The following is an 11,639-nucleotide window of genomic DNA, read 5'->3' as shown; positions in this document are numbered from 1 at the left end:
TAATTAAACACCAATTATCTCTTTTTTTTCAAGCAATTTCAAATATTTTATAATTTTAGTTCTACTTAAAAAAACGATATTTTTATATATGTCTTTGGATAACATTATATTTGGTGATAAAATTTAGGCATACCTAAAATTTAATTGCTAAAGTTTGTTGGTTTTAAAAAACTATTAAACTACACTCCAATTAACTATTAAATTAGATTAATTATCTTTTTTCTAATTTAATAGGTACATATAACTACTTTCAAGAAATTAAATATGTTCTTTCATATTTAATTTCATTAATCAAATAAAAGATGATTTTCATGTCTGAAGTAAGTGATAAGCCAGCATGTTGTGTTAACAAAAAAGAAGATCCAAAGGAGAAAAAGAGCATATTGAAAAAATTATGGTGTTTCTTTTTTGGCTGCAAATGCCATTGATTTTTTTGTTTTATCCTCACAGTATTCAAGAAAATTTAAGTATCATTAAAAAAAGATACTCAAATAATTAAATTTATTTTTATTAAAATAGTGTGGGTAAGGTTATGAATAGAACTAGAAAAATAATTATATCTATTTTGATTGTTGTTGTAATCGGCTTAATTGCACTTATTGCTGGAGCCCTATATCTGGGCCAGGATTTGGGGTCTGGTGAAAAAAATATCTTAGTTTGCGCTATTGATGAAAGAGAAACTAGGCCTGGAATGGGGGCATGTGATATGGCATTCATAGTTACTCTAGACAATGGTACCTTGAAAGGTTATACTCCGTTTTATCCTGGTGGAATGAAACACCCAACAGCATCCGAACCTGAGGAATATCAAAAGCAGGGTGCCGGGTCCCATTTGCTGATGCATGACGCATTCCATGATGCAGACAATTCTAAAGGCATGCAACTTGCCAAGGAAATCGTTGAATTCAATACCAATGTAACTATTGACAATGTTGTTGCAATTAATGATGAAGCATTGAACGCTATTCTTAAAGCTGCAGGGCCATTGACCATCAACGGCAAGCAAACCAATGCCAGCGGTATTGATATTATCCGTGAAGAAAGTAACAGTCAAGGTGCATCCAGGGGGGATGCGGTAATGGATGTTGTCAGGGCAGCGGCCATTAAGGCAAAAGACCCTAAAATTAAATCAGCTATGGTTAATGCAGCAATGGACCAGTATTCCAAAGGTAATATTATCATGGATGAGGATGGTGCGTTTGTTGGATTATTGGCCTCAAAAGGAATTGAAACCTTCTTCGGTTAATATTCCTTCAATTTTCTTTTTTTTTAAATCTATATTTTAGGCTCTAATTTTTTAATTGTCATTCCCATCAACATCACAACTAACGGGAAGAAGAGGCTATATATTATCAGTAATAGGTTTCCAGATATCAGATTGCCCATTACGATGGAACCGGCCATCAGCATTATTAAAATAATCACTGGTGCGAGAATTGCAATGAATGTATAAATCAGTATGAATGAATTTAATTTTTGGGAGTATTCCTTCAGTTTAATATGTGTTTCAAAAGAGAGGTCCTTTGCGATAATTTCCAGGCTGTTGGCAAGATTTCCCCCAACCCTTAAAGTGCCGATTATTTGATGGACTGTACGGGTAAGCCCTTCAGATTTAACGCGATGTGACATTTCCAGAAGGGATTCTTCAGTGGATTTTCCGTATTTGACCTCTTCAAGAACCCGGTTAAATTCGCGGGACAGTGACCCGTAGCCCCCATTTCTTATGGTCACCAATGTATCATGCAAACCTTTTCCAGATTTTAGCTCGATTCCCATGTGTCTTAAAGCATAGGGAAGTTCCTGATTCAAATCTGAATAGCTATTCTTCTCTTTCATTTGAGGGTAATAAAAAATAAGGATGTAAACCATTAGAATGCACACTAAATAAATCCCGCTAATTTCCAATGGCGCAAGAAAGGCAATTACGATAAAGGACACTACAAGAAATAAAATCATTCTTTTGTCAATCAGATATTTGATTAATCTTGTCCTGATTTTTATAAATTTTTCATTTTCGTTTTTTGGTGTGGTCGCCTCTTTTTCAAAATCAATTCCTGAAAACAGGCTGGATTTAATATTGTCTTTTTGAATTTCATTTTTAAAATCAATGTTTTTTGGGGATAGTCCCTCCAGGGATTTCATTAGAAATAATAATAATCCTCCCACAGCTATAAAAAATTTTTTGAAAATGATATCACCTGTTCAATTGGATTCTATTTAAGACTTTTTCAGGATTGGAATGATATAGCTTTAAAATTTCATTCACGTCATTAACCGAATGTATATTGTGGTTTACCATATGCTGCAATACTAGTTCCCTGTTTTCAACTTCCCTGTTAATTTCATATAATGATCTGCCGCTTAAATTGGATATTTGAGTTAATGTTTTGCTTGAAATGCTGACATTATCGATATGGTCTGTTTCCGGATTCCATTGAAATATCTTATTAAGCTGTATGACTCCCTCTTCACTTCCTACAACTTCTGCCACTTCACTTATTCTTCTGTATGAAACTCCTGAGGAGGTGTAAATCCTGTTTTGCATTATTATAAAGTCGATAGCCTGAATCATTATTTGGGGAACTGACATAGGGTTTGTTGTTAGTCTGGTGATTGTTTCTCTTGCACTATTTGAATGCAGCGTTCCGAATCCTGAATGTCCTGTATTCAATGCTGTAAAAAGGGTTATTGCTTCTTCGCCTCTAACTTCCCCTACGATGATTCTGTCGGGGCGCTGTCTCAATGAATTTTTAACAAGGTCATTCATCGTCAGTTCCCCTTTATTTTCAACATTTGCGGGCCTTGTTTCCATTCGTATTACATGTTCATGGGGTATTTGAAGTTCCAATGTATCTTCAATTGTGATGATCCGTTCTGTAGGGGGAATAAATGCAGAAAGCGCATTTAATGTGGTGGTTTTCCCGGAACTTGTTCCTCCGGATATTATTGCATTCGCCGATTTGACGCCCAATCCATCAAAACACAACCAGAAAAACGCTGCAAGTTCTACTGAAAGCGTTTTTGAATTTATCAAATCGATAATTGTTAAAGGATCCTTTTTAAATTTACGGATTGTAAGTGAAGGGCCGTCTGCTGAAACGGGAGGTATTGTCGCATTGATTCTTGATCCATCATTCAGTCGCCCATCTAAAATTGGTGATTCCTGGTCTATTCTTCTGTTGATTTCTCTTGCCATTGAATCGATTAAGTCTAGAAGTTCCTGTTCATCACTGAATTCAATATTGGTTTTCATCATGCCGTGCTTTCTGTGATAAACGAAAAGAGGTTTGTTTACTCCGATTATCATAATCTCTTCGAGTTCATCATCTTGAATCAATGAATCGATTTTGCCATATCCAATAATGTCTCTGAGAAACTTCCTTGACAGTGTCTCCAAATATTCGTTGGAAATCTGATTGTTCTGATTTTCTCCACGAAACCTGTTGAATAAGAATATTCTGATGTCATTGAGTAGCTTCTCTTCATTTATCTGGAAATTTTCCCCAGAGGATATGGCCAAATCCACTAGGCTTTCACGAATTTCATCCAGAAGAACTTTTTCATTTGACGAATAATTTTGTTTTACTACGTCATATTGCTTTAAATGATTATTGTTGCTTTGATAATATTTTGTTTTCATTTTAAAAACCTGCTGATTGTTTTTGCTATTCTTAAAATTGGTAATACTAATTAATATACTTTTTATTACTTTACAAATCATAATTACTAACTTCGGTCAATAAATAAATATAAGTCAACTGTGGTGTGCAATTATGATAAGTAAAAAGGATTTGGATGAAAAAATCGAAGATATGATGGAATGTGAGAATTGTCGGGATATTCAGATTAAAAAATTCTCTCCAATAACGGATTATGCGGATTTTGAAAGTTTGGATGATGATTTTAAAAGATGCGAGTGTGGAAAAAGACCGATTGATGTTGTAATGGCACATATCTTGAAGATAATGATTGAAGGGGGAATTGTTGGTGATGGCGCAACACTTAGGCGCAATTCTCCGGTTCCCCTATCCAAATTTTACTACAGTAGCTTAAACCCACAGTTTTTAGCTAAAAGGAGTCTGATATTATTGCATCCCGATTTCAACAGTGAAGTTGCAGCAAGACTGTTTGGCGAAGTTTCTGAAGTTGCCTGCGTTTTGAAGGGAAGCCCGCAGGATACCGTTGGGGTATTCGACAAGGGTTCGGATATAAATCATTTTGAAATTCTTGAAGGCGATGATACTCAAATCAATGTCATGAGGACGCTGATTGGTGATAAAATTATTTTAGTTAAAAGCCAATCACGGCACCACATCGAAGTCGCAATGACCACGGAGCAAAAATTGGTTCAACTGCACAATTATTTAAACAATAATGATGTTAATAAAGGAACTGCTATTGATGCAATGTGCGGTTTGGGCGCCATTGGGATATATTTGCTTAAATTCGGGTTTGAAAAGGTCATATTCAATGACATAAATCCGGAAATGGTTGAATCATTGAAAAATAATCTGGAAATAAACGGGATAGAAGATAATTTTGAAATTTTCAACGAATCCTTTGAAGATTTGGAAATTGATAAAGCAGATTTGTGTGTTATTGATGCATTTCCTGGAGCAGACATTTCCGAAATAGAGAAAAAAGCAGAAAAAATAGCAGATAATGTAATTGTTATATAAGCTATGTTGTTTCATTTAATGATTTGAACACTTCTTCATTTGTTGTCTGAGCCTGTAAATGTCTTTTTTTAGAAAAATCTCTGGTTATTCCATAAAAATCACCTACAGAAACATTTGCATGTAAATGACAATGGCCGGAATAATCAGAATTCCCATTAAATGGGACTTGCCGACACCGATATAGTGGGGAAGCATTCCCATTGCTGTTGAAGTAATCAGAGCCAATGTCATGTACAGGATGGGGGCCTGATAATAAAGAACAAAGATATAGAGTATCAATATTTGAAGCAAAATAACTCCAATCGACAATTTCTTGTAATCAACGCCACCCATCAATCCGGAAAAGGAATCGCCTAGTTTCAAGGACAATGCCAGTGAAACGGAAACTGCAATCAATGAAGAGAAGATGAAAATTATCAGATGGTTGATTGACATTTCAGATATCAGATAGGACATATAAACAGCTATTCCGCTTCGGGGGTTTCCGATGATGTAAATTGCAATCAGTGAAAAAAGACAATCCGAAACATTTAATCCTGATGTTGCAAGTAGGAAATTAACGGTATCGTCATCATCATTATCATTTGATCCGCTCACAGCCTGGGCTATTACGGTTCCCTGGGCAGGTCCGAAACCTGGAAGAAAACCCAATATGGCTCCGGTAATTCCTCCGGTAAAAATGCTTTTGATTTTGTTTAAATCTAAATTTAGGTCATAAAATTTGTTCTGGTGGGGGATTGTTGATGAGTCATTCAAACTGAATAGTATTGTGCTGATTCCGAAAAGGCCTGAGAAGGTACACATCAGCGATACTCCTGAGGATATTGGAGTTTGAAATATTGTCCATCCCAAAATTCCTGATAGGAAAAAAAGGAGGATGGACCATAAAAAGTCTCTTAATGAGCTTGTTAGGCGGTATGTCAGATAGATTGACGCAACAAGCAAAATTATCCATGTAAATGGTTTAGTCAAATCATGCAGAATGGGTAAGGCAACTGCAAATATGGGCAGCATTAAAATCGTAACCATAATTGCTCCGAAACCTCCTATGGAAACAATTCTGATAACTTCTTTTGATCGCCCTTGCAGAACCATTCTGTGTCCTGGCAGTATTGATGTTGCCGTTCCTTCCTGGGGAACCCCTAAAAGCATTGATGGAACGAATTCGATTAATGCATGGGCTATTGACATGGCGACCATTAGGACGCAAAGAAATTCTGGAGATAAAAATGCCAGTAAAAAACTTGATGACGCAAATAAAATTGCTCCGGCGGTATTAACATGTATTCCGGGTATCATTCCTGTTGCAGTTCCGATTAATATGCCTATAAAACAAGCAATAACTAATTCTATCATAGCTATTAATTATTTGAACTTAAATTTAAACTTTGTTTAAGTGATTAAGGGATATTGCACTTTTATGGAAGAATTTACTTAATTATCTGGAATTGTTTTAAGTAATTTATTGGTCATTTATAAAAGTAAGGCGATTGCAGATTGTCAATTCTGCAGTGGGGGGTTGTGATAATTTGATGAGTGTTCGGATAGCAAAGATTAAAAGTTTTTCCTATTGAATTCCAAGGACTTTAATGATATTTTGGATAAAAGTTCGAATAGTTCCTCTTCAGGCATGTTTAATTCTTCATGAATCATATCGTCCCATTCCTTTTCTTTTTTTTCTAGAAACTGGGCAGTTTTGATTCCTTTTTCGGTTAATTTTATTTTGTATGCCCTTTTATTGTTTTCATTAATTTCTCGTGTGATTAATCCTTTTTCTTCAAAATCCTTGAATGCTCTTGAAACGCCGCTTCTATCCATCAGGCAAGCTTTTGCAATGTCTGATTGGTTTGTCCCCATTTCGTGGTATAAAAACATCAGCATGTAATATTGGCTAGGCAATATTTCTGTTTCGCTTTTAATGTGCTTGTTCATATAAAAATCGTGTGTTTTAGTTAAAGAAATTAAATAACAGATTAAATAAGGGGAGTCTTTCATTATGTCTTCATATTCAATCATCAAATCACCTATGTTTTATATCTGTAATGGACATATTTAAATGTTGTTTTATACAACAATTAACAATAAATATTAATAACAATATGTGCACATTAATATTATGAATAAAAAAACCCTCATTATATTAGTAGCCATATTTTCGTTTTTACTGTTGTCTGGTCCGGCTTGCGCAAAGGAAAATGTTCAGATTAAGGTCAAGTCTGAAGGGGCATTCATCATAATAAAGCTTTTTGACAGTAATGGTAAACCTATTAAAAGTACGGGAAAAATCCATTACAACATCACTGATCAAAACGGCAATTACAAATGGGCTTATAAATCATATAGTAAACTTCATGCAATAAAATTCGCCCCTGGAGTATATGATGTTCATGTCAAATTCGACGGTGATTCTAAGTATAGCTCTGCGGAATTTAGAGGAAATGTAATAGTTTCCTATCTTGAAAGTTCATTTGATCCCTACACCTATTACGATAACAATAATTGGGGTTTGAATCAGGAAATGGATGATTATCTAGAATATAATTATTGGGATGAGGAGCTTTATGATGACCCATACACATATGACGGGGAATGGTATTAATATTGGATTTCAATGATTTTATCTTAAATTTTATATAAGATAAAATTCAATTATTATTTAAGTTTAGGTTTACCTAATCCGATTTGGCTGGAATTAGAACTATTTTTAGTATGTAAACGCTATTTAAATGTTATTGTATTAATTTGATTGGAGTATTGTTAATGGCGGATTTGATAGTGGGACTGGCAGGAAACCCGAATGTGGGCAAAACTACTGTTTTCAATCAATTGACTGGGATGCATCAACATGTTGGCAACTGGCCCGGAAAGACTGTTGAAAGGGCCGAAGGTTATTTTTCCCATGGGAATTATGATTATCATATTGTTGATTTGCCGGGAAATTATGGATTGAGTGCACATTCAATTGAAGAGATTGTTTCAAGGGATTTCATAGTTGATGATAACTCTGATGTAATTATTAATGTGGTCGATGCGGCCAATTTGGAGCGTAATTTATATTTGACAGTTCAGATGATGGAATTGGGCGCCAACTTGGTAATTGCACTTAATATGAATGATTTTGCAAAGAAAAAAGATTATATCATTGACATGGATGTGATGAGTGAACTTTTAGGTTTTCCGGTAGTGGAAATCAATGCAAAAACAAAAGAGGGTTTTGAAGAATTATTAAAAACAGTTGAAATGCAATCTAAAAATCCAATTGATTCAAGTAAAAAGTTATCTTATGGAAACGAACTGAAAGAACATCTCGGCGATATCCAAAAACTCATTGAGCAGGATAATGATTTGTTGGATGTTCCTTCCATTTGGACTGCCGTTAAATTGTTGGAAAAAGATTCTATTGTAATCAAAAAGGTCCAAAATTCGGTTAATAGCTCTCAAATTTTTGTTGAAATAGATAAGGTTTCAAAACATTTTCATGACATTTTCGATGAGGGCGCTGACGAAGTTGTTGCAAATGCAAGATATGCTTTCATAGATGGTTTGGTTGCCGAAGCCGTAAATAAGCCTGCCGTTGAAAAGGAAACAACTTCCGATAAGATTGATAAGATTGTAACTAATAGGATTTTGGCGCCTTTCATATTTTTCGGAATAATGTTTTTACTGTTCAGTCTGACTTTTACGATAGCAACACCGTTCTGTAATTTCATTGTAGGATTTTTTGACTTATTGGCGGAATATGTAATATCCATTTTTGGTGAGGGATATCTGTCTTCATTCCTTGCGGGAGGAGTTATTGGCGGTGTTGGTGGAGTTATCTCATTTTTACCGCAAATCACTCTCATGTTCTTGTTTTTAAGTATCCTTGAAGACAGCGGTTATTTGGCAAGAGCGGCATTTACATTGGATATCATTATGCATAAATTTGTAGGGCTTCACGGAAAGGCGATTATTCCTATGATTTTAGGATTCGGATGCAGCGTTCCTGCAGTGATGGCAACAAGAACCATGGAAAACGAGTCAGACCGTCTGCTTGCAATGATGCTTATACCGTTCATGTCCTGCACTTCAAGAATTCCGATTTATACATTATTCATTTCAGCATTTTTCACTGAAAATCAGGCAATAATAATGTTTTCAATTTATCTGGTGGGAATTGCCCTTGCATTGATTATTGCAGCTATCCTTAAAAGAACCCTTTTCAAGGGGATGTCAGCTCCATTTGTAATGGAACTTCCATCATATAAGATTCCATCTTTAAAAGGTGTTTTACTGCACACCTGGGAGAAAGTTAAGGGTTTTCTTAAAAAGGCAGGTACGGTCATATTGGTAGGTGTAATTATCATTTGGGTTTTAAGCAACCTTCCAGTAGGTGTCGTATCAGCTTCACAGGAAAGTCTTTTGGGAATAATCGGTACTGCGGTTTCTCCAATATTCGCCCCTTTAGGGTTTGGAACTTGGCAGGCCGCTGTAGCTATTCTTGCAGGTATAATTGCTAAAGAGGTCATTGTGGGCACATTCGCATCATTGGGCAGCCTTGAAGGTGATGACGGAACTAGTAATCTACTCCATGACAATTTCACTCCGTTGTCATCCTATTCATTTATGGTATTTTCCCTTTTGTATATTCCTTGTTTTGCAACACTCGCGACAATCAAACAGGAAACCGACTCCTGGAAATGGCCTTTGATTATATGTGCAATCTCATTGGTGACTGCCTATGTCGTTTCCTTCCTGATTTATAATGTGGGTTTGCTTGCCGGATTTGTATAGTATGGCTTAAGATACTTCTTTAAGATAGTTTGAGTGGGTTGGCGGTAGCTATCGGTGTTCTAAGTTTCTGGTTGTGAGGTAATTAATTTGAAAATAACTTTAATGTTATTTTATGGGTGCAAATAACGCCAATTTCATGCATTTTTTTTTATCAGGCAATCCTATGCAGTATTATGCTGCAATCAAAACTTTTTTTTTTAACCTTGGCATAGTTTACATTATAAGCTAATGAAGATTATACCAATTAATTTAATTAATATCAGCGCCAATTATTTAATAAGGAAACAATAATTTTTAAGGGGCATCATTAACATGCCATTAATTATGAGATGCGAGGAAATGGGAATATGGACGATGACGGTAATAAAAAAGCAACAGTAAAGGATGAACTCAATAGAATCTTTTCATTATCAGGGGATTCTGCATCAAATGAGGAGATTCGCTCACGCCTTCTTGATGGAGGGCAAGTTACAGGAACAAATATGTGTGTTCTGGTATGTGCAATGGTAATTGCTTCTGTCGGTCTTAATGTGAGTTCCACGGCAGTAATCATAGGTGCAATGTTGATTTCACCTTTAATGGGAAGTATTCTTGCTTCCGCATATGCAAGTGTGGCTGCTGATTATTCACTTCTTCGAAAGCATACAATAGGTTTTGGAATCCAGATTGCAATCAGTGTAACCGCAGCGGCAATCTATTTTCTTTTATCTCCGGTCAAGGAGCCAACCGTAGAATTATTGGCAAGAACCTCTCCGACATTTTTTGATGTGCTCATAGCATTTTTCGGGGGACTTGCAGGAATCATTGGACAGACCAGGCAGGACAAGGCGAACACCGTTATCCCTGGTGTTGCAATTGCGACTGCACTGATGCCGCCGTTATGTACCTGCGGATATTCCATTGCAAACGGAAGATGGGACATGCTCCTTGGAGCGGGGTATCTCTTTATCATCAATACCTATTTCATTTTCATGTCTGCAGGGATTATTCTGAGTGTTTTAAAAATTCCAAAAATGAGGGATTTGACACCAAAAGAATGGAAAACCCGCCGTTTCAGGATGATTGTCAATACAATTCTCATTATGTTGCCAAGTATTGCGGCCGTTTATTTCATGATGCACTAAAAAACTGATGGTGTAGGAGTGCTGGTTTGTCAACGGTTGCAAATATCCTGAAAAATGAAATGATAAACTAAATGATGTAAAATATTCAAAATAAGTAGAAAAGTTGTTGAAATAAGTTTTCAACAATGTTTTTCTTAAATCATCTCCATTAAATAATGGACTGTTCTATAATCAGTTGAACCATATTTTCAGCGCCTATTGTTATGGATGTTAAAAGCATAACTGTGGCAATGGCAAATATGATAATCCAATTTTTGGCGCTCCACTTTAAAACTTTAGTCCCGTCTAAAGTGTATAGCGGCAATAAGTTAAATGTTGCCAGAAAGTTATTAACGGAGAATCCCACAGTACAAATCAGATACATTAAGGTAAAAATTGTTGAGTATGACTTGAAAGGATATATTAAAACTGCGATAGCTATAAAGACTAATGCAATTGACATATTCGCCATAGGTCCTGCAATTGAAATTTTACCGTTTATTTCATCTGTAATATTGTCTGCATAAGTAGAAACTGAGCCCGGCATTGCAAATACCATCCCGGTAAATGCGGAAGCAATTGATATTAATAGTCCTAGGGGCCATGCTTTAAATTCAGCTTTGTAGCCATATTTCATTGCCACGAATTTGTGTCCGACCTCATGTAATAATGATCCTATAACTACACTTATCATGACAATCGGTAAAAGTGAAATGAATATATGCGCATCTAATCTTGAAGATGCTATTGCAAAAGCAATGGTAAGCACGATAAACGCAATGATTAAATCTCTTATTTCATTCCTTGTAAATTTATACATAAATTAAGATTTCTAATTAGATATATAAATGTTTTTCTTCTTTTGGATGAACAATCACTGAAAATTAAATTTAATCACTAGTTAACAGTTAAAAAGTTCTTGAATTTTTAATTCCAATTTTTGTTGTAAATCTATTTAAAAAATTCTTCTTTTATTGATTAATGCTCTAAAAGTTAGTCTGATAATATTATTGCTTGGTTTCAACTAAAACTAATGATTTGAAATATTTTTTTTAAAAATAGATAGTAATATTGGTGTTTAATG

10 protein-coding genes are annotated in these 11,639 nt (G+C 35.3%); 5 read left to right on the top strand and 5 right to left on the bottom strand.

Features of this window, described 5'->3' with window-relative positions:
• The first annotated feature begins 532 nt into the window (after nucleotides 1-532).
• Entirely contained in the window at nucleotides 533-1,246 is a 714-nt protein-coding gene (locus tag ACJMLZ_RS06590; protein WP_405304738.1) for a DUF4012 domain-containing protein, read from the top strand.
• 29 nt (nucleotides 1,247-1,275) lie between these two features.
• Here ACJMLZ_RS06590 and ACJMLZ_RS06585 read toward each other — a convergent pair whose 3' ends face one another.
• Together ACJMLZ_RS06585 and ACJMLZ_RS06580 are read right to left on the bottom strand one after the other, a co-directional pair.
• Nucleotides 1,276-2,142 (bottom strand): type II secretion system F family protein, encoded by an 867-nt coding sequence (locus ACJMLZ_RS06585; protein ID WP_405304736.1) that lies wholly within the window; start codon nucleotides 2,140-2,142, stop codon nucleotides 1,276-1,278.
• 52 nt (nucleotides 2,143-2,194) lie between these two features.
• Nucleotides 2,195-3,640, bottom strand: coding sequence for a CpaF family protein (locus ACJMLZ_RS06580; protein WP_405304734.1), 1,446 nt, complete (start codon nucleotides 3,638-3,640; stop codon nucleotides 2,195-2,197).
• A 133-nt stretch (nucleotides 3,641-3,773) separates the two neighbouring features.
• Here ACJMLZ_RS06580 and ACJMLZ_RS06575 point away from each other — a divergent pair, with 133 nt between their 5' ends.
• Nucleotides 3,774-4,679 (top strand): 50S ribosomal protein L11 methyltransferase, encoded by a 906-nt coding sequence (locus tag ACJMLZ_RS06575; RefSeq protein WP_405304732.1) that lies wholly within the window; start codon nucleotides 3,774-3,776, stop codon nucleotides 4,677-4,679.
• 102 nt (nucleotides 4,680-4,781) lie between these two features.
• On the opposite strand, the gene ACJMLZ_RS06570 is transcribed toward ACJMLZ_RS06575, so the two are convergent.
• Nucleotides 4,782-6,035, bottom strand: coding sequence for a tripartite tricarboxylate transporter permease (locus tag ACJMLZ_RS06570; protein WP_405304730.1), 1,254 nt, complete (start codon nucleotides 6,033-6,035; stop codon nucleotides 4,782-4,784).
• 198 nt (nucleotides 6,036-6,233) lie between these two features.
• Nucleotides 6,234-6,695 carry a MarR family winged helix-turn-helix transcriptional regulator gene (locus ACJMLZ_RS06565; protein ID WP_405304728.1) on the bottom strand — a complete coding sequence of 154 codons (462 nt, stop codon included), beginning with the start codon at nucleotides 6,693-6,695 and terminating at the stop codon, nucleotides 6,234-6,236.
• A 100-nt stretch (nucleotides 6,696-6,795) separates the two neighbouring features.
• Between ACJMLZ_RS06565 and ACJMLZ_RS06560 the strand changes: the two genes are divergently transcribed.
• The 3 genes from ACJMLZ_RS06560 to ACJMLZ_RS06550 all read left to right on the top strand — a co-directional run bounded on the left by ACJMLZ_RS06560 (nucleotide 6,796) and on the right by ACJMLZ_RS06550 (nucleotide 10,576).
• Nucleotides 6,796-7,278, top strand: a complete 483-nt coding sequence (locus ACJMLZ_RS06560) for a hypothetical protein (RefSeq protein WP_405304726.1) — start codon at nucleotides 6,796-6,798, stop codon at nucleotides 7,276-7,278.
• A gap of 161 nt (nucleotides 7,279-7,439) precedes the next feature.
• Nucleotides 7,440-9,452, top strand: a complete 2,013-nt coding sequence (feoB, locus tag ACJMLZ_RS06555; protein ID WP_405304724.1) for a ferrous iron transport protein B — start codon at nucleotides 7,440-7,442, stop codon at nucleotides 9,450-9,452.
• A gap of 347 nt (nucleotides 9,453-9,799) precedes the next feature.
• A complete protein-coding gene (locus tag ACJMLZ_RS06550) occupies nucleotides 9,800-10,576 on the top strand; it encodes a DUF389 domain-containing protein (RefSeq protein ID WP_405304722.1) in 777 nt (258 codons plus the stop codon).
• 148 nt (nucleotides 10,577-10,724) lie between these two features.
• Here ACJMLZ_RS06550 and ACJMLZ_RS06545 read toward each other — a convergent pair whose 3' ends face one another.
• Nucleotides 10,725-11,375: a site-2 protease family protein gene (locus ACJMLZ_RS06545; RefSeq protein ID WP_405304720.1), complete on the bottom strand. Its 651-nt coding sequence runs from the start codon at nucleotides 11,373-11,375 to the stop codon at nucleotides 10,725-10,727.
• Nucleotides 11,376-11,639 lie beyond the last annotated feature (264 nt).

Source organism: Methanobrevibacter sp., assembly GCF_045126245.1.
Lineage (GTDB): Archaea > Methanobacteriota > Methanobacteria > Methanobacteriales > Methanobacteriaceae > Methanocatella.
Note: the sequence above shows the minus strand (reverse complement) of the source record. Positions and strands in the feature narration are given on the sequence as shown.

What these genes read in the sequence shown, in the direction of transcription:
- ACJMLZ_RS06575 (WP_405304732.1), top strand. Translation starts at nt 3,774, where the DNA reads ATGATAAGTAAAAAGGATTTGGATGAAAAAATCGAAGATATGATGGAA.
- ACJMLZ_RS06585 (WP_405304736.1), bottom strand. Translation starts at nt 2,142, where the DNA reads ATGAAATCCCTGGAGGGACTATCCCCAAAAAACATTGATTTTAAAAAT.
- ACJMLZ_RS06570 (WP_405304730.1), bottom strand. Translation starts at nt 6,035, where the DNA reads ATGATAGAATTAGTTATTGCTTGTTTTATAGGCATATTAATCGGAACT.
- ACJMLZ_RS06590 (WP_405304738.1), top strand. Translation starts at nt 533, where the DNA reads ATGAATAGAACTAGAAAAATAATTATATCTATTTTGATTGTTGTTGTA.
- ACJMLZ_RS06550 (WP_405304722.1), top strand. Translation starts at nt 9,800, where the DNA reads ATGGACGATGACGGTAATAAAAAAGCAACAGTAAAGGATGAACTCAAT.
- ACJMLZ_RS06565 (WP_405304728.1), bottom strand. Translation starts at nt 6,695, where the DNA reads ATGATTGAATATGAAGACATAATGAAAGACTCCCCTTATTTAATCTGT.
- feoB (WP_405304724.1), top strand. Translation starts at nt 7,440, where the DNA reads ATGGCGGATTTGATAGTGGGACTGGCAGGAAACCCGAATGTGGGCAAA.
- ACJMLZ_RS06545 (WP_405304720.1), bottom strand. Translation starts at nt 11,375, where the DNA reads ATGTATAAATTTACAAGGAATGAAATAAGAGATTTAATCATTGCGTTT.
- ACJMLZ_RS06580 (WP_405304734.1), bottom strand. Translation starts at nt 3,640, where the DNA reads ATGAAAACAAAATATTATCAAAGCAACAATAATCATTTAAAGCAATAT.
- ACJMLZ_RS06560 (WP_405304726.1), top strand. Translation starts at nt 6,796, where the DNA reads ATGAATAAAAAAACCCTCATTATATTAGTAGCCATATTTTCGTTTTTA.